General features: G+C 62.8%; 11 protein-coding genes, 3 tRNA genes, 3 rRNA genes and 1 CRISPR repeat array (1 of these 18 running past the window's edge). Of the genes, 7 read left to right on the plus strand and 10 right to left on the minus strand.

Annotated features, from left to right (window positions below; translation table 11 throughout):
- Window positions 1-242 precede the first annotated feature (242 nt).
- Entirely contained in the window at window positions 243-1445 is a 1203-nt protein-coding gene (locus QO259_RS15865) for an ABC transporter substrate-binding protein (protein WP_285950685.1), read from the minus strand.
- A 179-nt stretch (window positions 1446-1624) separates the two neighbouring features.
- Between QO259_RS15865 and QO259_RS15870 the strand changes: the two genes are divergently transcribed.
- Window positions 1625-1927: a hypothetical protein gene (locus QO259_RS15870; protein ID WP_035474774.1), complete on the plus strand. Its 303-nt coding sequence runs from the start codon at window positions 1625-1627 to the stop codon at window positions 1925-1927.
- Between the two features lie 88 nt (window positions 1928-2015).
- On the opposite strand, the gene QO259_RS15875 is transcribed toward QO259_RS15870, so the two are convergent.
- On the minus strand, window positions 2016-2930 hold the full coding sequence (locus QO259_RS15875; RefSeq protein ID WP_285950686.1) for a LysR substrate-binding domain-containing protein: 915 nt from the start codon (window positions 2928-2930) through the stop codon (window positions 2016-2018).
- Window positions 2931-3112: 182 nt separating this feature from the next.
- Between QO259_RS15875 and QO259_RS15880 the strand changes: the two genes are divergently transcribed.
- Window positions 3113-3802 (plus strand): FMN-dependent NADH-azoreductase, encoded by a 690-nt coding sequence (locus tag QO259_RS15880; RefSeq protein ID WP_285950687.1) that lies wholly within the window; start codon window positions 3113-3115, stop codon window positions 3800-3802.
- 302 nt (window positions 3803-4104) lie between these two features.
- Here the strand turns inward: QO259_RS15880 and rrf are convergent.
- The 6 genes from rrf to QO259_RS15910 form a co-directional block, all read right to left on the minus strand.
- Window positions 4105-4220 (minus strand): 5S ribosomal RNA (gene rrf, locus QO259_RS15885).
- A gap of 159 nt (window positions 4221-4379) precedes the next feature.
- Window positions 4380-7268: ribosomal RNA gene (locus QO259_RS15890) — 23S ribosomal RNA — on the minus strand.
- A gap of 347 nt (window positions 7269-7615) precedes the next feature.
- Window positions 7616-7691, minus strand: a tRNA-Ala gene (locus QO259_RS15895).
- Window positions 7692-7812: 121 nt separating this feature from the next.
- Window positions 7813-7889 (minus strand) — tRNA-Ile (locus QO259_RS15900).
- A gap of 94 nt (window positions 7890-7983) precedes the next feature.
- Window positions 7984-9524: ribosomal RNA gene (locus QO259_RS15905) — 16S ribosomal RNA — on the minus strand.
- The 16S, 23S and 5S rRNA genes sit together here with 2 tRNA genes alongside, the layout of an rRNA operon.
- Before the next feature lie 1025 nt (window positions 9525-10549).
- Window positions 10550-10625, minus strand: a tRNA-Thr gene (locus tag QO259_RS15910).
- Between the two features lie 134 nt (window positions 10626-10759).
- On the opposite strand from QO259_RS15910, the gene QO259_RS15915 reads away from it, so the two are divergent.
- Window positions 10760-12334 (plus strand): EAL domain-containing protein, encoded by a 1575-nt coding sequence (locus QO259_RS15915; protein ID WP_285950688.1) that lies wholly within the window; start codon window positions 10760-10762, stop codon window positions 12332-12334.
- Between the two features lie 73 nt (window positions 12335-12407).
- Here the strand turns inward: QO259_RS15915 and QO259_RS15920 are convergent, their stop codons facing one another.
- Together QO259_RS15920 and QO259_RS15925 are read right to left on the minus strand one after the other, a co-directional pair.
- Complete coding sequence (locus tag QO259_RS15920) at window positions 12408-13898, minus strand: efflux transporter outer membrane subunit (protein ID WP_285950689.1); 1491 nt, start codon at window positions 13896-13898, stop codon at window positions 12408-12410.
- Window positions 13899-14009: 111 nt separating this feature from the next.
- Complete coding sequence (locus QO259_RS15925; protein ID WP_285950690.1) at window positions 14010-15158, minus strand: AI-2E family transporter; 1149 nt, start codon at window positions 15156-15158, stop codon at window positions 14010-14012.
- A 488-nt stretch (window positions 15159-15646) separates the two neighbouring features.
- Here QO259_RS15925 and QO259_RS15930 point away from each other — a divergent pair, with 488 nt between their 5' ends.
- From QO259_RS15930 to katG, 4 genes are all read left to right on the plus strand, one after another.
- On the plus strand, window positions 15647-15874 hold the full coding sequence (locus QO259_RS15930) for a hypothetical protein (protein ID WP_207033980.1): 228 nt from the start codon (window positions 15647-15649) through the stop codon (window positions 15872-15874).
- Window positions 15871-16065: a hypothetical protein gene (locus tag QO259_RS15935; protein ID WP_035475037.1), complete on the plus strand. Its 195-nt coding sequence runs from the start codon at window positions 15871-15873 to the stop codon at window positions 16063-16065. Before QO259_RS15930 ends, QO259_RS15935 begins: the two co-directional genes overlap by 4 nt.
- A gap of 245 nt (window positions 16066-16310) precedes the next feature.
- Window positions 16311-16661, plus strand: a complete 351-nt coding sequence (locus QO259_RS15940) for a hypothetical protein (RefSeq protein ID WP_285950691.1) — start codon at window positions 16311-16313, stop codon at window positions 16659-16661.
- Between the two features lie 244 nt (window positions 16662-16905).
- Window positions 16906-19194 carry a catalase/peroxidase HPI gene (gene katG / locus QO259_RS15945; RefSeq protein ID WP_285950692.1) on the plus strand — a complete coding sequence of 763 codons (2289 nt, stop codon included), beginning with the start codon at window positions 16906-16908 and terminating at the stop codon, window positions 19192-19194.
- Between the two features lie 90 nt (window positions 19195-19284).
- A CRISPR array of direct repeats spans window positions 19285-24847; the repeat unit is 29 nt; unit sequence CGGTTGATCCCCGCGCCTGCGGGGAACGG; it runs 569 nt beyond the window's last position.

Genomic DNA, 24847 nt, shown 5'->3' on the forward strand with positions numbered 1-24847 from the left:
TCACGGCGACGGGCGCCCACCCCAATGGGCGCTCATCGCGACGAGTGCTCATTCTGACGGTCCCCTGGGCTCACGTGAAAAACCAAAAACCCCGAGCCGGCAGCCGCCGACTCGGGGTTTTTCCTGCCCCGGGTTTTTCTATTCCGGGAAGCGCCGGCGCGATGACTCGCTAACCGGCTCCTTGATAACGCTATTTATTCACCAACCGGCTTATTCACCAACCGGCCCTTTGGTGACGCTATTTATTCACCAACCGGCCCCTTGGTGACAAACTTGCCATCCTCCACCGCCATCTCGACTACCACGCCCGGCACGTCGCCGTTCTTGTCGAACTCGGCGTCACCGGCGGCCCCTTCGTAGTCGACGTCTTTACCGGCGTCGATCAGCTTCTTGGCCTTCGCCCACTCACCCGGCAGGATCTTCTCGCCCGGCGCGCCAGCGACCTCGCGCAGCGCCTTGGAGAGCCCTTCGCGATCCGCGCTGCCGTTCTTCTCGATCGCCATGGCGAGCAGGAAGGCGGCGTCGTAGGACTGAGCAGCAAACACCGCGGTGGGGTCGATGCCGGCCTTTTCTGCCAGCTTGGTGAAGGTCTCGGTGCCCGGCGACTGCGGCGACCCGGGGCGCGTGGCAATCATGCCCTCGAGCACATCGGCGCCCACCGCATCCACCAGCGAGTTGCCGACCATGCCATCGCCACCCGCGAACTGGGTAAAGGCACCGCTTTCGTAGGCCTGACGCAGGATCGTCTGGCCCGAGGTGTCGGCGTAGGCGAGCACCACCAGGGTCGGCGCACCGCTGGCCGCGAGCTGCCCGATCTCGGAGCGGTAGTCAGCCCGGTTGTCTTCATGCGCCAGGTTGGCGGCAACGGTACCGCCCTCGGCTTCGAAGGTCTTGGTGAAGGCGCCGTCGAGGCCCTGGCCATAGTCATTGTTGACGTAAGTCACGGCGACATTGTCGATCCCCTTGGAGAGCAGCAGCTTGGCGAGCTGTTCCCCCTGGAAGGCATCGGAAGGCACGGTACGGAAGACCAGATCGTTGTCGGCGAGATCGGTCACCGCCGGCGCGGTGGAGGCCGGCGAGACCATCACCACCCCACCCGGAATCGCCGCGTTGTTGGCCGCCGCGATGGTCGCCCCGGTGCACAGCGCGCCGACGATTGCGGTCACCTTCTCGCTGTTGACCAGGCGGTCGGCGGCGTTGGAGGCCGCGGCCGCATCCGAGCAAGTGGTATCGCCGGACGGCATCACCATCTTCTCGCCATCCAGCAGCCCGCCCTGCTCGTTGACCTCGGCCACCGCCAACTTGGCACCATCGAAGATCGGCGGCGTCAGGCTCTCGATACCGCCGGTGAAACCGCCGAGAAAGCCTACCTTGACGTCCGCCTGCGCCGCGATGCTGCACACCGAGGCCGCCGCGACCGCCAGTGCCATGACTGTCTTTTTCATCGTTGTTGTCACTCATTGTTGGGTTACGAAAGACCTTTCAACTGTGCTGCCGGCGCGGGCAAAAGACAAGCGTTGCGCTCACCCGTGGCGTGCGTCTTTCGGCGAGGTCACCACGCGGCAGACGCGGGCAAAGCGCGCTACGCTAGGAGCACATGAACCTCTTGGACAAGGAGAAACGCATGCACAAGCATGTCGAGTGGGACGCCCCGGGCGGTGCCAGTGTCGACGCCCACTACGCCAAGGACGAACAGCACCGGGTCGAGCCACAGCCCGGAATGATCCTCACCGCGCGCTACCACGGTGCCACCGTGCGCATCCAGGTCGAGGCCTACAAGGATGGCGTCAGCATTGGCAAGGTCGCCGCCCTGATCGGCGACGACGGCGAACGCCACGACAGCCACGGCGACCTCAACCTGGGCGACATGGTGCGCCTGCCCGATGACAAGCGCGCCTTCCAATCCCCTCGCGACGAAGACGACTGAACCAAACGCGGCGGCTCAGGGCCGCCGCGTTCTTGTCCAAGGCGCCAGCGCCGCGCCTTTTCCCGCAATCTCTTCTGACAGTCTCTTCTCACGCCTTTTCATCACGACCTCTTTGGTCACCCTCGGCCAGCCCCATCACCCACTCGCGCACAGCACGAATAGCGGGCTCGTCACGCCGTGCCGGCGGATATACCAGATGGAACGGCTCGCCTGGCAGTTCGGGGCCGAACGGCGCTACCAGGCGCCCATCGGCCAGCTCCTCGGCGATCAGCGTGCGACTCATCAGCGCAATGCCCTGGCCCCCCAGGGCGGCAGCGATGGTGTGGGTTTCATCCGAGAACACCAACCCCTGACCGATCTCCAGTTCGGGGACGCGCGCCAGCGTCTGCCAAGCACCCCAGCTGAGCAGCGCGCCCTTGTGATTGGGCGGCTCGTAGTGAATCAGCGTGGCGCGGTGCAAATCCGCATGGCCGCGCACGCCCAGGCTCGGGCTGCAGGCGGGCACGAAGGTATTGTCGAACAGCTTCTCGGCCTCGAGCCCTGGCCAGCTACCGGCGCCGTAGCGGATCGCCATATCCGCCGCGACACCATCCAGCGGCACCAGGTGGTGGGAAATCTGCAGGTTGAGATTGAGATCCGGATGGGCCTGGCGCAGCTCGCTCACCCGTGGCAGCAGCCAGCGCGCGGCCACCGCCGGAATGGTCGAGAGGGTGACACTGAGAGGCGCAGGTTGCAGACGCAGGCGCGCCACCGTGGCCGCCAGAGTATCGAAGGCCTCGCTGGCAGCGGCAAGCAGTTCTCGCCCCTGTACGGTGAGCTGTAGCTGCCGCGGCTGACGAATGAATAGCGCAACGCCTAGCTGCGACTCCAGTTGGCGAATCTGGTGGCTGATGGCGGTGGGCGTCACCGACAGCTCCGCGGCGGCACGCTTGGCACTGAGATGGCGCGCCGCCGCTTCGAAGGCACGCAGCGCAGAGAGCGAGGGCAGTTTACGCGCGCTCATGGCACCACCTCATGGATGAATTTTATTTGCTCATTATGGCAAGAAATGGTCGTTTGTCGCCCCGATGCGGGTGGGATTTCATGGTGGTGAAGCCACTCAAGGCTGAAGCAGGCTCATTCCAAGCCGTACCAAGAGCGCCTGGCTGGGCCGAACGAACCTGCCCCTCATCTACGGAGAACACCATGACTCAGCTGCTCCATCTCGATGCCAGCCCGCGGCCGGGCCGCGCCGACACCCACGTGCATGGCTCCTTGAGCCGCCGCTTGACGCATCACTTCATCGAACAGTGGAAGGCGGCCCGGCCCGGCGACCCGGTGACCCGCCGCGACCTGGGCGCCCAGCCGCCGAGCTATCTCGATGAAGCCTGGATCGCGGCAGCCTTTACCCCGCAGGAGAGCCGTACGCTGGCGATGCACCAGACGCTCGCCGAGAGCGACCGCCTGGTGGACGAAGTGATCGACGCCGACGTGCTGGTACTGGGGATACCACTCTACAACTACAGCTACCCGGCACCGTTCAAGGCATGGATCGACCAGATCGTCCGCCTGGGCCGCACGATCGGTTTCGACCCCAGCAACCTGGAACACCCGGTGCTCCCGCTGCTCAATGACCGACCGCGCCAGGCAGTGATTCTCTCTTCCCGCGGCGGGCACGGGTTGGGGGCCGGCGGGACGATGGCGCACATGAACCATCTGGAAGCCAGCGTACGCACCGCCCTGGAATTGATCGGGATCGAACGGTTCCACGAGATCGCCATCGAGTACCAGGAAGAGGGTGGCGAACGTCTGCAACGTTCCATCCGAGAGGCGCTCGGGCAGGTAGAAAAGCTGGTCGCACGTCTGCAGGCCATAGAGGAGCCCTGCCCCGCCTGAGTGCGACAGTGGGATACTTATTGGGCCAAGGATGCCAATCAATCAATGGCGACCACATGGCGTATTACGACCGCTCATCGCCGGCGCTCAACAAAGGGGATGGGGGTAAGTTAAGGGCAGTATGCCTGAGTCGCGTGGCGGAGAACGGCAACTACCCACAGGCGGTCGAGCTCTAAAACACCAAAGGAGGTGGGGATAAGTCAAAGCGCCTGAGACAGGCGAAGGGAGATAGGTGCTGAAGATATCAACACCCAGAAACGAGTGAACCCCAGCCTCTGTCGAGACTGGGGTTCGGTATAGGTGCCTGACGATGACCTACTCTCACATGGGGAGACCCCACACTACCATCGGCGCTAAGCGGTTTCACTTCTGAGTTCGGCATGGAATCAGGTGGTTCCCACTCGCTATGGTCGTCAGGCAAAACTGACGTCGACATGAACCTGTGACACGCTTTCACGCGCCAGCTTCACATCGACCAATCTGGATCATGCTGATGATACGTCTCTTGCCTATCCGGCCATTGTCGCGATGTGATCGCGCGACCCCTGTCTGGAGTATCCAGACCCCTTGGGGTTATATGGTCAAGCCTCACGGGGCATTAGTACACGTTAGCTCAACGCCTTGCAGCGCTTCCACACCGTGCCTATCAACCAGCTCGTCTTGCTGGACCCTTTAGGAGACTCGAAGTCTCAGGGAGATCTCATCTTGAAGGGGGCTTCCCGCTTAGATGCCTTCAGCGGTTATCCCGTCCGCACATAGCTACCCGGCAGTGCCACTGGCGTGACAACCGGAACACCAGAGGTGCGTCCACTCCGGTCCTCTCGTACTAGGAGCAGCGCTTCTCAAATCTCCAACGCCCACGGCAGATAGGGACCGAACTGTCTCACGACGTTCTAAACCCAGCTCGCGTACCACTTTAAATGGCGAACAGCCATACCCTTGGGACCGACTTCAGCCCCAGGATGTGATGAGCCGACATCGAGGTGCCAAACACCGCCGTCGATGTGAACTCTTGGGCGGTATCAGCCTGTTATCCCCGGAGTACCTTTTATCCGTTGAGCGATGGCCCTTCCATACAGAACCACCGGATCACTAGAACCTACTTTCGTACCTGCTCGACGTGTCTGTCTCGCAGTTAAGCACCCTTATGCTCTTGCACTCAATGCACGATTTCCAACCGTGCTGAGGGTACCTTCGTGCTCCTCCGTTACTCTTTCGGAGGAGACCGCCCCAGTCAAACTACCCACCACACACTGTCCTTACACCGGATCACGGTGCGAAGTTAGAACGCCAATGATGCCAGGCTGGTATTTCAAGGTTGGCTCCACCGCAACTGGCGTCACGGTTTCCAAGCCTCCCAGCTATCCTACACAAGCAACATCAGCGTCCAGTGTGAAGCTATAGTAAAGGTTCACGGGGTCTTTCCGTCTAGCCGCGGGTACACAGCATCTTCACTGCGATTTCAATTTCACTGAGTCTCGGGTGGAGACAGCGTGGCCATCATTACGCCATTCGTGCAGGTCGGAACTTACCCGACAAGGAATTTCGCTACCTTAGGACCGTTATAGTTACGGCCGCCGTTTACCGGGGCTTCGATCAGGAGCTTCGCTTGCGCTAACACCATCAATTAACCTTCCGGCACCGGGCAGGCGTCACACCCTATACGTCCGCTTACGCGTTAGCAGAGTGCTGTGTTTTTAATAAACAGTTGCAGCCACCTGGTATCTTCGACCGGTTCGCGCTAGGAGAGCGAGTCTCTTCACGCTACGCCGGCGCACCTTCTCCCGAAGTTACGGTGCCATTTTGCCTAGTTCCTTCACCCGAGTTCTCTCAAGCGCCTTGGGATTCTCACCCTGACCACCTGTGTCGGTTTGGGGTACGGTCGCATGTGATCTGAAGCTTAGAGGCTTTTCCTGGAAGCGTGGCATCGATGACTTCCGGACCGTAGTCCGTTCGTCTCGTCTCTCGGCCTTGAGAGCCCGGATTTGCCTAAGCTCTCAGCCTACTGACTTTCACCAGGACAACCAACGCCTGGCTCACCTAGCCTTCTTCGTCCCCCCATCGCAACCACATCCGGTACGGGAATATTGACCCGTTTCCCATCGACTACGCTTTTCAGCCTCGCCTTAGGGGCCGACTCACTCTGCTCCGATTGACGTAGAACAGAAACCCTTGGTCTTCCGGCGGGGGAGGTTTTCACTCCCCTTGTCGTTACTCATGTCAGCATTCGCACTCGTGATACCTCCAGCATGCTTCTCAACACACCTTCGCAGGCTTACACGACGCTCCTCTACCGCTCATCCTGAGGATGAACCCGTAGCTTCGGCATCTGGTTTGAGCCCCGTTACATCTTCCGCGCAGGCCGACTCGACTAGTGAGCTATTACGCTTTCTTTAAAGGATGGCTGCTTCTAAGCCAACCTCCTAGCTGTCTATGCCTTCCCACATCGTTTCCCACTTAACCAGAATTTGGGGGCCTTAGCTGACGGTCTGGGTTGTTTCCCTTTTCACGACGGACGTTAGCACCCGCCGTGTGTCTCCCACGCTCTACTCACCGGTATTCGGAGTTTGCCTCGGGTTGGTAACCCGGGATGGGCCCCTAGCCGAAACAGTGCTCTACCCCCGGCGGTAATACGTGAGGCGCTACCTAAATAGCTTTCGAGGAGAACCAGCTATCTCCGAGCTTGATTAGCCTTTCACTCCGATCCACAGCTCATCCGAATCTTTTTCAACAGATCCCGGTTCGGGCCTCCAGTCAGTGTTACCTGACCTTCACCCTGGCCATGGATAGATCGCCCGGTTTCGGGTCTATATCCAGCGACTGGTCGCCCAGTTAAGACTCGATTTCTCTACGCCTCCCCTATACGGTTAAGCTCGCCACTGAATATAAGTCGCTGACCCATTATACAAAAGGTACGCGGTCACAGAACGAGTCTGCTCCCACTGCTTGTACGCACACGGTTTCAGGATCTATTTCACTCCCCTCTCCGGGGTTCTTTTCGCCTTTCCCTCACGGTACTGGTTCACTATCGGTCAGCCAGGAGTATTTAGCCTTGGAGGATGGTCCCCCCATGTTCAGTCAAGGTTTCACGTGCCCCGACCTACTCGATTTCACAGGATCAGGTTTTCGACTACGGGGCTATCACCCGCTATGGCCGGACTTTCCAGACCGTTCGTCTAACCAGTCACCTGCTTAAGGGCTACTCCCCGTTCGCTCGCCGCTACTGGGGGAATCTCGGTTGATTTCTTTTCCTCGGGGTACTTAGATGTTTCAGTTCCCCCGGTTCGCTTCCCAACACCTATGGATTCAGTGTGGGATACCCAGCTTATGCTGGGTGGGTTTCCCCATTCGGACATGCCCGGGTCACAGGTTGTTTGCCACCTCACCGAGCCTTTTCGCAGGCTACAACGTCCTTCATCGCCTCTGGCTGCCAAGGCATCCACCGTGTGCGCTTAATCGCTTGACCATATAACCCGAAGGAGTCTGGTCGCGCGATCACAACGACAATTGCCGGATACGCTTGAGACGTATCACTTTTCGCTCTTCGCCATTCCAACTACGAATGGTGAAGAACTGTCAGCATGATCCACATTGTTAAAGAGCGTTTAGAGCAGAAGCTCTAAGCGATCGACTCGGTCGCGGTTCGCGACGAAGCGGATGGCTTAGAACTCGGTGACTGTGTGGCGCGAGCCAACGGGGAACGATTTGGTGGAGCCAAGCGGGATCGAAGTCGTGCGCGACCCCGGTCTGACCACCTGACGTGCAAGGCAGGTGCTCTCCCAGCTGAGCTTCTTCAGCACTTTCCGAAAACAGTGGTGGAGCCAAGCGGGATCGAACCGCTGACCTCCTGCGTGCAAGGCAGGCGCTCTCCCAGCTGAGCTATGGCCCCATGACAAGTACAGATTTAAGGGTAACCCTTGAACCTGTTTAAATTCGATTCAGGCGAGGCGAAGAAGCGCGACGTGTAGCCTGCTACACGAGTGTTTCTTCAACGATGCATCAATCGAATTTGGTGGGTCTGGGCAGACTCGAACTGCCGACCTCACCCTTATCAGGGGTGCGCTCTAACCAACTGAGCTACAGACCCGGCTTTACCACTGGGTCCGTGACCCAAACAGTCATTGCTCTTGGTCGATCAGGTAATTGATTGTGAGCGCTTATCTCGCGATCCGCTAATCGTTTAAGGAGGTGATCCAGCCGCAGGTTCCCCTACGGCTACCTTGTTACGACTTCACCCCAGTCATGAACCACACCGTGGTGATCGCTCCCCCGAAGGTTAAGCTAACCACTTCTGGTGCAGTCCACTCCCATGGTGTGACGGGCGGTGTGTACAAGGCCCGGGAACGTATTCACCGTGACATTCTGATTCACGATTACTAGCGATTCCGACTTCACGGAGTCGAGTTGCAGACTCCGATCCGGACTGAGGCCGGCTTTCTGGGATTCGCTCCACCTCGCGGTCTCGCAACCCTTTGTACCGGCCATTGTAGCACGTGTGTAGCCCTACCCGTAAGGGCCATGATGACTTGACGTCGTCCCCACCTTCCTCCGGTTTGTCACCGGCAGTCTCCTTAGAGTTCCCACCATTACGTGCTGGCAAATAAGGACAAGGGTTGCGCTCGTTACGGGACTTAACCCAACATTTCACAACACGAGCTGACGACAGCCATGCAGCACCTGTCTCAGAGTTCCCGAAGGCACCAAGGCATCTCTGCCAAGTTCTCTGGATGTCAAGGGTAGGTAAGGTTCTTCGCGTTGCATCGAATTAAACCACATGCTCCACCGCTTGTGCGGGCCCCCGTCAATTCATTTGAGTTTTAACCTTGCGGCCGTACTCCCCAGGCGGTCGACTTATCGCGTTAACTGCGCCACTAAGTCCTTAAAGGTCCCAACGGCTAGTCGACATCGTTTACGGCGTGGACTACCAGGGTATCTAATCCTGTTTGCTACCCACGCTTTCGCACCTCAGTGTCAGTGTCAGGCCAGAAGGCCGCCTTCGCCACTGGTATTCCTCCCGATCTCTACGCATTTCACCGCTACACCGGGAATTCTACCTTCCTCTCCTGCACTCTAGTCTGGCCGTTCCGGATGCCGTTCCCAGGTTGAGCCCGGGGCTTTCACAACCGGCGTGCCAAACCACCTACGCGCGCTTTACGCCCAGTAATTCCGATTAACGCTCGCACCCTCCGTATTACCGCGGCTGCTGGCACGGAGTTAGCCGGTGCTTCTTCTGCGAGTGATGTCCTTCTTGACGGGTATTAGCCGCCAAGCCTTCTTCCTCGCTGAAAGTGCTTTACAACCCGAGGGCCTTCTTCACACACGCGGCATGGCTGGATCAGGCTTGCGCCCATTGTCCAATATTCCCCACTGCTGCCTCCCGTAGGAGTCTGGGCCGTGTCTCAGTCCCAGTGTGGCTGATCATCCTCTCAGACCAGCTACGGATCGTCGCCTTGGTGAGCCATTACCTCACCAACCAGCTAATCCGACATAGGCTCATCCGATAGCGCAAGGTCCGAAGAGCCCCTGCTTTCTCCCGTAGGACGTATGCGGTATTAGCCTGGGTTTCCCCAGGTTATCCCCCACTACCGGGCAGATTCCTATGCATTACTCACCCGTCCGCCGCTCGCCACCAGGGAGCAAGCTCCCCGTGCTGCCGCTCGACTTGCATGTGTTAGGCCTGCCGCCAGCGTTCAATCTGAGCCATGATCAAACTCTTCAGTTAAAAGTCTGATAGTCCTTACCTCTTCTCTGCCCGAAGACAGAAGAAGCGAAGCGGACCAAACTTGGTTCAAGGTCAAACGAATCTTAGACGAGTCGCTTGCCTTGATATGCTGTGACTGGCGTCACGCAAGACAAGCGCCCACATCAATTACCTGATCGATTGTTAAAGAGCGTCCTTACTTGAAGTCTCGTCTCACGTAGAGTGCCGAGCCTTCTGCCGTGACCCGAAAGTCACTCAAGTGCTTGTCAGCGCTTGCTTTCTGGGTCGCCGTAAGGAGAGGCGTATTTTAAGGATCTTGGCGAAGATGTCAACGTCTTTCTTGTCGATTCTTGCCCGGTTCACGTTGCTGCCTGAGAACCGATCCTGGAAAAGCGAGGGGCGTATTCTGCTGCCCCCGAGGCTAAGTGTCAATCGATTTTTTCAATCTTTTCAACAGCTTAGCTAGCTTTCCTGCTGCCTCCGAGAACCTGTCTCGGCGTCAGCGGATGCGTACTTTACGGATCTCCCTCGGCCTTGGCAAGGGCTACGCGCAAAAAAACTGCCTCCATCCTCTACTGATAGGAAGCGGACCAAAACATGGCGGCACGACGGGGCGCATACGCCACCCGGGTGGCCTGTGCAAGCATTGCCATATAGAGACCAGAGAAGCAGGACGGTTTCATCGCGCCGCGATCGAGTAACGAAAAGAGATCGGCAAACGCCTGAGGCGCCGCATCCGTGAGGCGCTTGGACAGGTAGATGCACTGAATATGTATTGGTCCGCCTACACGCTGTTGAACCGCCAGTGGTGGTATCAGCACCATCGATCTTGATAGATCCAAGCCTTGAGGGGATCGTGAGCACTAGCCTCCACTCCAATCTGAGCACGAGAGTATAGCTGAGCGTGTGACTCGCCAGAGGCTGTGCGACGGGATGCCAAAGTCGGCGTAACGTACAAGCGTTGAGGCTTGGTTGACACCAAACGAAAAAAGCCACCCTAAGGTGACTTTTCTCAATGCCTGAACCCATGCTTCCACGAGTCTTTTTGGTGCCGGTGAGTGGATTCGAACCACCGACCTACGCATTACGAATGCGTTGCTCTGCCGACTGAGCTACACCGGCCAGGCGGCGCCTATCATAATCAGGCGGGGCCACGGGGACAAGCGTAAACGCGGGTGCCAGCTGTGGATTTTCACTCGCCTGGCCCCGAGCGGAGCAACGTGCTATTGATGGCGAAATGACAACAACCCGCCGTCATGCCTCACGTTCTCTATCGTCTCCGCTTCGCCAAGCTAGCCCGGCAGTTCACATTGCCGCTACTCGCCGCGCTCGCGCCGGCGCTGGTGGGCGTGCCGCTGATGCTGTGGCAGGCGGAGCGCGAGCTGAACTGGCAGACCCAAGAGAGTTTCGACTTCGCCCTACGCAAGGTGGAGTCGATCTTCGACTATGCCGAGGCCGCTACCCATCGGGTGCGTTATCTGGTCAGCGCCCCGTGCAAGTCGGCAGTGTTCGCGCTGCGCCAGCAGAGCATGGCCACACCGTTCGTGCGCTCGCTCAATCTCGTGAGCGACGGCCAGATCTACTGCACCTCTCTGCAGGGCACCGGGCGATATCCTGAGCGGAGCCAGAACTACAGTGCCGGACGTCTGCGCTTGATGGCAGGCAATCAGGTCACGCCACAGCGAGCGGTACTCGTGTTCCGCCTGCCGACCCCGGGCGGCAGCGTGCTGGCCGGCATCGACAGCCAGTATGTGATCAATGTTCTGCAGCTGGCGGAGCGCGACCTGACGCTGAAACTCCAGATCGGCGACTATCAGCTCTCCTCCGACGGCACCGTGTCCCCGGTGCCTTGGGATGCCAACGGTACCAGTGCCGAGCGCGTCTCCAGTCAATATCCGTTCCGGCTGCGCGCAACGCTGGCCCCGGGCAGCCTGTGGCACACCCTGGAGGGTTACTTCCTGCCCATCCTGGGTCTGTTGATCCTGTGTGGCGCGCTGATGTTCTGGCTGATGCTCAAACGCCGCTCGCCGGCGGAGGAGTTGGAGCGAGCCCTGCGCGATGGCGAGTTCGTGCCCTATTATCAGCCGTTCGTGGATGCCGACACCGACCGCTGGAACGGTGCCGAGGTACTGGTGCGCTGGCGCCACCCTGGGGAGGGCATCATCCCGCCGGACCAGTTCATCCCACTGGCGGAGAGCAGCGGAATGATCGTGCCGCTGACCCAGGCACTGATGCACCGAGTCGCCAACGAGCTGACATCTCGCCTGGCCGAGCTGCCTCACGGCTTTCACATTGGCTTTAATCTCTCCGCCGCGCACTGCCACGACTGGCGGCTGCTCGACGATTGCCAGCGTTTTCTCGATACCTTTCCGCCGGGGCGGATCACGCTGGTGCTGGAGCTGACCGAACGCGAGCCGTTCCGGGCCACGCCACACACCTTCCGGCTGTTCGAGCGGTTGCGCGAGATGGGGATTCTGATCGCGCTGGATGACTTCGGCACCGGCAGCGTCGGGCTCGACTATCTGCGTCATTTCCGTGTCGACTATCTCAAGGTGGACCGCAGCTACGTCGCCATGGCGGACGAAGACATCCTCTCTCGACACCTGCTCGACAATATCATCGACCTGGCCAAGCGCCTGACGCTGACGCTGATCGCCGAGGGCGTCGAGACAGAGGCCCAGGCCGACTATCTAGGCGGGCATGGTGTGCGCTACCTGCAAGGCTACCTCTATGCCCGCCCGGCCCCGCTGCGCGACATGCTGGCGCGTCTCAAGACCCCGCCCAGCCGCGCGGCCAGTGAAAGCCACGGCGCCTGCCCCGATCTGAGTTAGCGAGCGGCCGCCACGGATATCGCTGGCACGGCCATAGCGCCGATGTTGCCGCGGCGGCGCAAGCATCGGCGAATCACGGCTGCATGCTAGCCATCGCCGCCGGATCCGGCGCTTGCGGAAAGCCGCCGGGTGCGTGGGGTACCGCCGCATCCAGCGCCAGCCCGCCTCCCAGGGCCTGGACCAATTGCACCGAGCGGTCGAGACGCTGGCTGGTGAGCTGCGCCAGGCTCTGCTCGGCACTGAGTAATTGCTGTTCGCTGCTGAGCACGTCGAGATAGTTGGCCAACCCAGCCCGGTAGCGCTCGTCGGCCAGCGCATAGGCATCTCGAGCACTGGCCACCGCCTGCTGTTGGCGTTGGCGCTGGAGAGCCACCGAGTCGAGCGTGGTGATATCGTCGACCACCTCTCCCAGCGCCTCGACCAGCGTCGCGTTGTAGCGCGACACGGCGAGATCGTACTCGGCATCGCTGCTTTCCAGATTGGCGCGAAGCCGCCCGCCTTCGAAGATCGGCAGTGAGATCGCCGGCGTCACGCTGGCCGATTTCGCTGCCTCGCTGAAGAAGTAATCCCCCAGCGGCGACTGAAAGCCGGCCATCGCGGTTAGGTCGAGATTGGGATAGAACTTCGCCTTGGCCTGCTTGATACGCTGGGAGGCGGCCTCCACCCGCCAGCGCGCCGCCACCACGTCGGGGCGGTGCCCGATCAGCTCGGCGGGGATGACACTCGGCAGCGCAGCGATCGCCGGCGCCAGATCCCGCGGCCGCGGGATCGACTGGCCGCGATCCGGCCCCTTGCCCAGGAGCGTGGCCAGCGAGATACGCTGGCTGCGGATCGACTGCTCAGCGGCCTCCAGCGTCTGCCGCGCATTGGCGACCGTAACCTGGGACTGCAGGCTCTGCAGCTGGTTGTCGAGGCCGGCCTGCTGCAGCTCGCGATTGATCGCGTCGATCCGCTGGGCGCGGTCGAGCTGGCGATTGGCGATATCGCGCAGCTCGAAGGCGTGGGCCAGGCTGACATAGGCCCGCGCCACGTTGACCGAGAGCGTCAGCGCCGCGGCATGGAACTCGATCTCCTGCGCCCGGGCCTCGCCCAGCGCCGCACGCCAGGCGGCCCGCTTGCCGCCCCATAGGTCGAGGTCGTAGTCGAACGAGAGCATCAGCTTGCGGGTGGTGGAGTAGAAGTTGCCCTGCCCACGCGGGTCCTGCACCTCCGAGACCCGTGCGCGCGACACCTGGGCCGAGCCATCGACGCTCGGCAGGCCACTGGCGCGGGCACTGGCGATCGCCGCATTGGCCGAGCGCAGCCGCGCGCGTGCCGCATCGATATCCGGCGAATCCGCCAACGCCTCGTCGATCAGCGCATCCAGCTCGGGATCATCGAGCGCGCGCCACCACGCCCGCTCCGGCCACGCCGCGGGCGATATCGGCGTATCACCCAGCACCTGCTGCGCGCTCAGCCGGCTGATCGGCGTCAGCGTCGTCTGCGGCGAAATGCCGGCATAGTTGGCACACCCCGCCAGCAGCATGAGTGTCAGCATCAACCCACCGGCCAGCAGCCGAGGCACCGGCCGCGCCTTTCCTTGGTGTAACGACATCCTTGTCCCCACTTGTCTGCCCGGCGGGCCGGGCATCGTCCCGCGTTTGAAGCCACCGACGCTCCAGCGGTCTCGACGCCACTAGCTCTCCCGATGGCCCTGTTGCGTCTGTTGCGCGGCGTGCGCTGGCTGGTGCTGGCGAGAATCGTGGGTGATGCCACCGCCACCGGAGAGCGGCCGCGCCTCGTCCTCTTTCTCGGAGCGAAACAGCGACCAAGACACCATGAACAGCGCCGCGATCAGCGGCCCCAGCACGAAGCCGTTGATCCCCAGCAGCGTCATGCCACCGACGGTAGAGATCAGCACCACATAGTCAGGCAGCTTGGTCTCCTTGCCCACCAGTGGCGGCCGCAGCAGGTTATCCACCAGCCCGATCACCACCACGCCGACGAAGACCAGGATCGACCCCCTGGCGTAGTCGCCGCTCAGCAGCAGATAGGCCGCCACCGGTACCCAGATGATCGCCGAGCCAATGGCCGGCAGCAGCGACAGAAACGCCATCAGCACGCCCCATAAAAGCGCCGCCTCGATTCCCAGCAGCCAGAACGCCACCCCACCGATCGCCCCCTGCACCATGGCAATGATCACATTGCCCTTGACCGTGGCCCGCACCACCGCGGTGAACTTCTCGATCAGGCGCGAAGTATAGGCGTCGCTGAGTGGCGCCGTGGCACGGATCTGCTGGCCCAGCTTACGGCCGTCACGGAACAGGAAGAACAGCAGGTAGAGCATGATCCCCGAGCTGATCAGAAACTGCAGGGTGTTCTGGCCGACGCTCAGCAGGTGCTGGGCGATCAACTGGCTGCCCTGCTCGAGTGCCGACGCCAGCCGCTGGCTCAGATCGGCGAAGCTGCCGATACCGGCATCGCCCATCCAGCTCTGCACGTAAGGCGGCAGCGAGTCGCGGAACTGGGCGATGTAGGCGTTGAAATCGATATCGCCCTGGTCGAGCCGCTGGTAGAGACTCGCCCCCTCGCGCAACAGCGAGAAGAAGATCAGCGACATGGGAATGATGACGATGAACACGCAGGCGAGCACGCTGAGAAAGGCCGCCGTGTTGGGCCGCTGCCCCAGTCGCACGTTCAGCCGCCGGTGCATCGGCTGGAACAGGATCGCCAGGATGACCGCCCACAGGATCGCCCCATAGAACGGCAGCAGCAGCCATACGAAAGCGATGGAGACCGCCGTCAGCAGCAGAATGAACGCCTTGTGCTGGCTCAATGAACTCATGGAATCGACAGGCTCCAGTGAATGACACGTCAAGAATGACACGCCAAGCATAGCCGCAACCGGGCCACGCTGACCGCTTTGCGCGCAAGTCGGCCGCTGTTCGAGCGCGCCGCCGAGACCTCTCATCGTCACCCGGCGGACGTCGGTCAGGCGCCGGAATCAGCTTTTGTACAGTTTATTAACAATCCGCTCAGCGCCCCAGGTTGCAGAACGCAACCATCTGAAAGCGTTGATTTTTCAATTCGGCCCCGAAGAATAGTTCAAGCAATTCAAGCGGTTAGCAGGGTAATGTTAACCCAGGATAAGTGCTACGACCTTTCGACACTGGTACAAGTCTTGTACAGCAAGAAACGCTGTGCCATTCTGCACCTGTCGCAGCGGCCACCCCAGGTGGCCAACCCGGTAAGGACACCGGGGGCGACGGCAAGGATTGCCACCACTCATCACCGGTCAGGAAGACCGGACATCGACGCCAAGGAGGGCTGACCATGGAACACCAGATTTCATGCACCCGCTGCGGAAATACGCAAACCGCTTCTTCCGAATGTCATCAGGCCTGGGACGAAATCACCTGCATCGAGTGCGGTGACTTCATCGATACCTATGGGCACCAGCAGGAGATCGCAACCCCCAACTACCTGCTGCACACCCTCAACCTGGCACGTTCGCTGTCGCTGCAGATGGCCCGCGCCGAACATCGGAGTGGCAGGACATGATCACGGTCACACTGGACCTCACCTGCTCCATCTGCGGTCATCAACAGTTTCACCTGCCGATCAAGGCAGAAGAGGGCGCCAACGTCTGCTGCGCCAACTGCAGCGCCTTCAAATGCAAGGCACTGGACCTGGAACGCGCGCTGACCGCAATGCAGCGCTCGCCGGATAATCGCCAGCCCGCTGCTGCCTGACGGTCACGCCGAGCGTGAACGGGGTAATACCGAGAAGCCGCCTGACCTGGGCGGCTTCTTGTTGTGGGGTCCTGTCTGCCCGGACCCCTGGGGTCACTCACTCCACGGAAATCCAGCCATGGCCGATATCGAGCAGTTGAGAACCGGGATTCAGCAGGCAGTCGTCGAAAGCCAGCAGCGGCGCCTCGAATTCGAGCAGGGGCTCGAGGATCTACGCCTGCGCCTGGAAGCGCTGCAGCAGTGTATTGCCGAGTGGATCGAATCACTCGCCCTCGAGGGGGGTCGAGATCCACTACGCGGAGACGACCCAGACCCTGACCCGCTTCGAGGAGACCTATCAACTCACCCTGCATGAACAAACCATCTGCATGGGGGCGTGCAAGCTGCACCTGAAACCCGAGGAGCAGTATCTCTCCGGCCATCGTGTACTGCTCTATGCCTCCACCGACGAGGATGACATCAAGGAGGTAGTCGAAGCCGAAGGCGCTTACCGCTACTCCGACCTGCAGTACGGCCAGCGACGCGATCTCTCCCAATACGACACCCTGAGTGAAGAGACCTTCTATCGCCTGCTCTACGGCTGGCTCAAAGCGTGACCCCGGCTAACTTGAGCCGACGGCTTCATAGCGTCAGCCAAATCAAGTGGTAGGCAGAAACTATCGTCAGCGTCACACGCCGACCCCGAAGTTTACCTATGCTGAAGATTCGGCGACGACGCCGAGACACGAGCGGCCGGGCGCAGTGCCGCTCCGACGCATTGCGATATCGTCTCGCCGCGTCGTCATCGCGGTGCCGGAAAGATATCGGAAGTCGACACAGTAGCGTTTAAGGACGGACAGCATGAGTGAAGAGATCAAGATCGGCGGCAAGTGCCCTTTCGCTGGCGATACCGTGGGCGGCGTCGCCGGCTCCGAACCCACCACCGATCAGTGGTGGCCCAATCGCCTCAAGGTCGAGCTGCTGCATCAGAACGCGCCCCAGGCCAACCCCGAAGACCCTGACTTCGATTACGCCAAGGCCTTCAGCGAGCTCGACCTGGCCGCGGTCAAGCAGGACATCAAGGCGCTGCTCACCTCCTCGGTGGACTGGTGGCCGTCGGACTACGGCAACTACGGCCCGCAGATGATTCGCATGGCGTGGCACTCCGCCGGTACCTACCGTATCGCCGACGGCCGCGGCGGCGCCGGCGAAGCGATGCAGCGCTTCGCCCCGATCAACAGCTGGTGGGACAACGGCAATATCGACAAGTCGCGGCGTCTGCTATGGCCGATCAAGCAGAAGTACGGCGCCGCGCTCTCCTGGGCCGACCTGATCGTGCTCACCGGCAACTGCTCGCTGGAAGTGATGGGCTTTCCCACCTACGGCTTCGCCGGTGGGCGCATCGACGCCTGGGAGCCGGACAACCTGACCTACTGGGGGCCGGAGGCGTGGTACGGCAAGAAGATCGAGGACGCCCCGCGCGGCCCGTTCGAAGGCCACCCGGATCAGATGGTCAACCGCGACCTGCGCTGGACCGGTGAAGCGGGTGACGACGACTACGATCTCGAAGCGCCGCTGGCCGCCTCCAACTCCAACCTGATCTACGTCGACCCGGAAGGCTCGGCCAAGAAGGGCATCCCCGAGGACTCCGCCGCCGATATCCGCATCACCTTCGGCCGCATGGCGATGAACGACGAAGAGACCGTGGCGCTGATCGCCGGTGGCCACGCCTTCGGCAAGTCCCACGGCATGACCCCGCCGGACCAGATCGGCTTCGCCCCGGAAGGCGCGCCGATGGAATCCCAGGGCCTGGGCTGGCACAACCCGCGCGGCAAGGGTAACGCCGAAGACACCATGACCAACGGGATCGAGGGCTCGTGGACCCAGAACCCGACCCAGTGGGACAACAGCTACCTCGAGAACCTGTTCAAGTTCGAGTGGGAGCAGACCCGCAGCCCCGCCGGCGCCCTGCAGTGGACCCCGGTGGACAAGAACGCCCCGCGTACGCCGGACGCCCACCTCGAAGGCGTCGATCATCCGCTGATGATGATGACCTCCGACATCGCGCTCAAGGTCGACCCGGCCTATCGCAAGATCTGCGAGAAATTCCTCGACGACTTCGACTACTTCACCGACGCCTTCGCCCGCGCCTGGTACAAGCTGACCCACCGCGACATGGGCCCCAAGGCGCGCTATCTGGGCCCGGAGGTGCCGCAGGAAGATCTGATCTGGCAGGACCCGATCCCCGCGGTCGACTTCGAGCTGGTCGATAGCCGTGACATCGCCGAGCTCAAGGCCAAGATTCTGGGTGCCGACGTCAGCGTCTCCCAGCTCGCCGCGGTCGCCTGGGGCGCCGCCTCCACCTTCCGCACCTCCGACAAGCGCGGCGGCGCCGACGGCGCGCGTATCCGCCTGGCACCGATGAAGGATTGGCCGGTCAACAACCCCGACGACCTGGCCCACGTGCTCGGCGTGCTGGAAGGCATCAAGCGTGACTTCGACGGCGCCCAGAGCGGCAACAGGAAGGTTTCGCTGGCCGACCTGATCGTGCTCGGTGGCTGTGCCGCGGTGGAGAAAGCGGCCCAGGATGCCGGCATCACCCTCGAGGTGCCGTTCACCCCGGGGCGCAACGACGCCACCGCCGAGCAGACCGACGAGCAGACCTTCCGCTGGCTCGAGCCGGTCTCCGATGGCTTCCGCAACTTCCATCGCGACGACATCCGCTACAACGTCTCGCCGGAGCAGATCTTCCTCGACCGCGCGGCCTTGCTCGGCCTCTCCGCGCCGGAGTGGACCGCACTGGTCGGCGGCCTGCGGGTGCTCGACGTCAACGCCAAGGGCGCCTACCGGGAGCACGGCGTGTTCACCGACCGCCCGGGCGTGCTGACCAACGACTTCTTCGTCAACCTGACCTCACCGGACTTCGCGTGGAACAAGGTCGACGCCGAAGGGCTGACGTTCACCCTCGACGACCGCCACACCGGCGAGACGAAGTTCAAGGCGACCCGCTGCGATCTGATCTTCGGCGCCAACGCCCAACTGCGTCAGCTAGCCGAGTTCTACGCCCAGAAAGGTGGCCACGAGAAGCTGGTCAAGGACTTCGCCAAGGCGTGGCACAAGGTGATGATGCACGACCGCTTCGACGTGTAAGCCCTTCTCGCTACGATCCAAACCGACACCCGGCGCCGAGAGCGCCGGGTGTTTTTTTATGCCGCCGCGACGGCAGCGAATCAATGAAGCAGGTTGCCCCCCGCGCCTGCGGGGAACGGTCGATGGAGGAGTACCGCATCTACGAAGGCGACGGTTGATCCCCGCGCCTGCGGGGAACGGTTGGTGAACGGCGCGAAGTTGGTCGATGGGTGCGGTTGATCCCCGCACCTGCGGGGAAGGGGCTGTTCCAGCGCCCGCCGTAAAGCCGAGCCCCGGTTGATCCCCGCACCTGCGGGGAACGGGATGCGGATCGGCTGGCGATCACGGAAACGCGCGGTTGATCCCCGCACCTGCGGGGAACGGTCTGGCAACACATCTGGCTACCCACCTATCGCCGGTTGATCCCCGCACCTGCGGGGAACGGTCGAACTGCTGGGACATGCCGGTGAAGTAGGCCGGTTGATCCCCGCGCCTGCGGGGAACGGCACGCGATGATCGCCGACATTCATCGGCAGTGCGGTTGATCCCCGCGCCTGCGGGGAACGGTGGCTGACGGCCGTCCTGATGCGATTGATTCCCGGTTGATCCCCGCGCCTGCGGGGAACGGGCGGTAACCGTCATACCGAGCGCGGGCATGAGCGGTTGATCCCCGCGCCTGCGGGGAACGGGAACTCGCGATAGATCGTGTCGAGATATTCGTGGGTTGATCCCCGCGCCTGCGGGGAACGGATGCCGCTTCGCGACGGGACAATCATCTCGTCCGGTTGATCCCCGCGCCTGCGGGGAACGGCAACGAATCGAGCAGGGTGTTGCGAATCCTGACGGTTGATCCCCGCGCCTGCGGGGAACGGTTCGACGATTTCAGCAGTCGATTGATGGACGGCGGTTGATCCCCGCGCCTGCGGGGAACGGGAGGACGCCGCCGATGCGGCCGCGCTGCTCGACGGTTGATCCCCGCGCCTGCGGGGAACGGGTCAAGACGCTCTACGGCACGTCCAGCGCGGACGGTTGATCCCCGCGCCTGCGGGGAACGGTCGAGGCCGGCTGACCCGCGCACACTCGCATACGGTTGATCCCCGCGCCTGCGGGGAACGGGACTCTTCGACGATAATCGCCGCCGTCGGGCGCGGTTGATCCCCGCGCCTGCGGGGAACGGGCCAATGAAGCCTCCCTATCGATACCGCTCAGCGGTTGATCCCCGCGCCTGCGGGGAACGGTTCAGCGGTGAGCTGCTGCAGGCGCTCAAGGCCGGTTGATCCCCGCGCCTGCGGGGAACGGCCATAGGTGATATGGACTGTCGCGATTGCGATCGGTTGATCCCCGCGCCTGCGGGGAACGGACGCCTGTGACTCTCGCGATCCGGCCAGAGGACGGTTGATCCCCGCGCCTGCGGGGAACGGCCACTTCAGTCATTCTGCGCTGGCCTTCTCGGCGGTTGATCCCCGCGCCTGCGGGGAACGGTCTATCGCGAGCTGAACAGACCCGCCGAGCGCTGGTTGATCCCCGCGCCTGCGGGGAACGGGGTGCTGGCGAACTGCGGCAGGTCGCGCTGGCCGGTTGATCCCCGCGCCTGCGGGGAACGGGCCGAAAAGAGCCGAGCCGATATTGTTACCGGCGGTTGATCCCCGCGCCTGCGGGGAACGGCGACGAAAGTTCGAGTCACCGGAGCCTGAAAACGGTTGATCCCCGCGCCTGCGGGGAACGGTCAAAGCCCCTTCAACGCCGCAACTGTCAAACCGGTTGATCCCCGCGCCTGCGGGGAACGGTTCTTGTCTACAGGATAACCGCGCCATGCCTGCGGTTGATCCCCGCGCCTGCGGGGAACGGGTGGCCGGCGGCCCGGAAGCGCTCGCGGTGAGCGGTTGATCCCCGCGCCTGCGGGGAACGGGCTGTCGCCGCACTTCGATAGCGCGATGGCTACCGGTTGATCCCCGCGCCTGCGGGGAACGGTTCGGCGGGCCTATAGCGTTCGAGCAGTACAGCGGTTGATCCCCGCGCCTGCGGGGAACGGGTCGCGGTACTGGACGAACGGGCCGAACTCGGCGGTTGATCCCCGCGCCTGCGGGGAACGGACGCTGCGCCCGCACGAGGACTGCCCCGAATGCGGTTGATCCCCGCGCCTGCGGGGAACGGCCATGGCGATGGCCTCTTCCACAGTCATCATGCGGTTGATCCCCGCGCCTGCGGGGAACGGGCCCAGCTCGCACAGCAGCGTCATGGCTTTAGCGGTTGATCCCCGCGCCTGCGAAGAACGGTGCAGCAGATGCTGCCGCAGGTGCAGGGCTACCGGTTGATCCCCGCGCCTGCGGGGAACGGGCCGGCAGTTACCAGCGGCTCGGAGCCATAGCCGGTTGATCCCCGCGCCTGCGGGGAACGGGTCTTGCCGGGCCATATCTGCGTCTCGCCGTCCGGTTGATCCCCGCGCCTGCGGGGAACGGTAAGGGAGGCTGTGTGATGGCCAGGGGTATTACGGTTGATCCCCGCGCCTGCGGGGAACGGTCTGGCGATCTCGGCCATCCGCCGGGCGGGTTCGGTTGATCCCCGCGCCTGCGGGGAACGGTCCTCGCATTAACATGGGCTACTTTGCCCCGACGGTTGATCCCCGCGCCTGCGGGGAACGGCGCACCAGCTCAGACAGCGCCACGGTCGGATTCGGTTGATCCCCGCGCCTGCGGGGAACGGCACCAGGTGGATGGCGTAGCCGCGTTCGTGCTCGGTTGATCCCCGCGCCTGCGGGGAACGGACCGAGCGCCGGCGCCGCCGGCTGCTCTACGTCGGTTGATCCCCGCGCCTGCGGGGAACGGTTCCTGATCGCTGTTGGTCTCATCATCCAATGCGGTTGATCCCCGCGCCTGCGGGGAACGGGTAGATGTCGCCGTCTGTGATCGTGTGCCGGCCGGTTGATCCCCGCGCCTGCGGGGAACGGAACTGGCCGGTCAGCACCAGCCCGGCATATTCCGGTTGATCCCCGCGCCTGCGGGGAACGGTCTGGCAACACATCTGGCTACCCACCTGGCGCCGGTTGATCCCCGCGCCTGCGGGGAACGGGCTTGGTCGCTGCTCATTGGCGTACTTGTCGGCGGTTGATCCCCGCGCCTGCGGGGAACGGCGCGTCGTCAACGGCTCCACGCTGGAAGAGCGCGGTTGATCCCCGCGCCTGCGGGGAACGGATGGTCATGCCATTGGTCGGCATCAATTCATCCGGTTGATCCCCGCGCCTGCGGGGAACGGGACCACGTCAACTGGCTAATGGCCTGCATGGCCGGTTGATCCCCGCGCCTGCGGGGAACGGCAGGAAGCCGCCGGTCGGCAGCGGCTGGATGGCGGTTGATCCCCGCGCCTGCGGGGAACGGATTAATCCGCCAAGATCACCCTCGCCAGTGGTCGGTTGATCCCCGCGCCTGCGGGGAACGGACAAGGCCACACTGCCAACCCGGCGGATTTCGCGGTTGATCCCCGCGCCTGCGGGGAACGGTCGCCGAGCCAGTGCTGCAGCGTGGAGAAAACCGGTTGATCCCCGCGCCTGCGGGGAACGGGAGCCCGACATCAGTCTGCGGCGAGAGGTGGTCGGTTGATCCCCGCGCCTGCGGGGAACGGCCATCAGAACCAGATTGATGAGCCGGAGGAAGCGGTTGATCCCCGCGCCTGCGGGGAACGGAGGTTAGAGATGAGGATCGAGGGGAGCTGCTGCGGTTGATCCCCGCGCCTGCGGGGAACGGGCCCAGAAGCAGATGACGCAGATCAAGGATGCCGGTTGATCCCCGCGCCTGCGGGGAACGGTCAAGTGGCCGGATAAGCTGAAGAACATCGAGCGGTTGATCCCCGCGCCTGCGGGGAACGGCCCCGTGCCGTCAGGTCGACCGTAAAATGTCGCGGTTGATCCCCGCGCCTGCGGGGAACGGCAGTTGCAGAACTTTAGGGGTGGCACCCAAAACGGTTGATCCCCGCGCCTGCGGGGAACGGGTAATCCGCTTGAGGCCCCATGCCTAATAGCTCGGTTGATCCCCGCGCCTGCGGGGAACGGGTTCATCATGTTCTGCGTTTCCTGTGCGGAAACGGTTGATCCCCGCGCCTGCGGGGAACGGGAGGCGGCAAACAATATCACAAGGAAAAAACACGGTTGATCCCCGCGCCTGCGGGGAACGGTCTGGCAACACATCTGGCTACCCACCTATCGCCGGTTGATCCCCGCGCCTGCGGGGAACGGTCGGGCTCGAGCAGATGCGGGTAGCGCTCTTCCGGTTGATCCCCGCGCCTGCGGGGAACGGTGGTGATCGTCTACGCAACCGGCTCGGCGGGGCGGTTGATCCCCGCGCCTGCGGGGAACGGCTCATTGTAAGTCTTGGCCGACTCTTCCAGGGCGGTTGATCCCCGCGCCTGCGGGGAACGGCGCCCGCTGCCGCCGCGCGACAACATGGACCTCGGTTGATCCCCGCGCCTGCGGGGAACGGCAGGGCGGTGACGATGCCGCGGCGCTCGAGCGCGGTTGATCCCCGCGCCTGCGGGGAACGGACGGCCAGGGCAACGCCGCCCCACCAGGCATGCGGTTGATCCCCGCGCCTGCGGGGAACGGATAATTATAGACAGGGGTACGTCGGCAAATTCCGGTTGATCCCCGCGCCTGCGGGGAACGGCCGAAGTAGCCTCACGCCTCTATGAGCGAGCGCGGTTGATCCCCGCGCCTGCGGGGAACGGGGTGACGAGTAGTACGGGGCTGTTTATAAAAACGGTTGATCCCCGCGCCTGCGGGGAACGGCTGAGGAACTGGAACAGCGGCGCCAAGCGGCGCGGTTGATCCCCGCGCCTGCGGGGAACGGCACCTGCTGGAGGACGAGCGGGAGCAGACCATCGGTTGATCCCCGCGCCTGCGGGGAACGGGACCCCATGAACGACAAGGCAATCATCGCCAGCGGTTGATCCCCGCGCCTGCGGGGAACGGTTTCAAACCCTCTTCATCGTCGCCACTTACGTGCGGTTGATCCCCGCGCCTGCGGGGAACGGGCCCTCAAAGGCTACGAGCTGCTCGGAAAGCACGGTTGATCCCCGCGCCTGCGGGGAACGGCGGATTCGTCCACGCGACCGCCCTTTCTCGAACGGTTGATCCCCGCGCCTGCGGGGAACGGCCTCGTACCCTTTAGAAAAAATCTGACAGAGACGGTTGATCCCCGCGCCTGCGGGGAACGGGCTTCGATGGCGCCCGTGCTCTCTTCAAGCGGCGGTTGATCCCCGCGCCTGCGGGGAACGGTTGAAGGGGCTTCGAGGCAGCTTTCTCGAAGGCGGTTGATCCCCGCGCCTGCGGGGAACGGGAGGCGATGCCTACGTCAAAAGGCCGGCGCTGCGGTTGATCCCCGCGCCTGCGGGGAACGGTAGGACAGCTCCGTTTCAGGTAGACGGATAGCCGGTTGATCCCCGCGCCTGCGGGGAACGGCGCTGTTGGCTACGGCGATCTTGAAACCATTACGGTTGATCCCCGCGCCTGCGGGGAACGGGTCGCCATGGGTCGTTATCGCGGCGACAATCCCGGTTGATCCCCGCGCCTGCGGGGAACGGGTCATCGATCAAATTCGCGACCTCGGCGTCAGCGGTTGATCCCCGCGCCTGCGGGGAACGGGTCGGCGTCTTCACGCTGACGACGGCGGTGGACGGTTGATCC

Origin of the sequence: Salinicola sp. JS01, assembly GCF_030284585.1 — a bacterium.
GTDB lineage: Bacteria > Pseudomonadota > Gammaproteobacteria > Pseudomonadales > Halomonadaceae > Salinicola.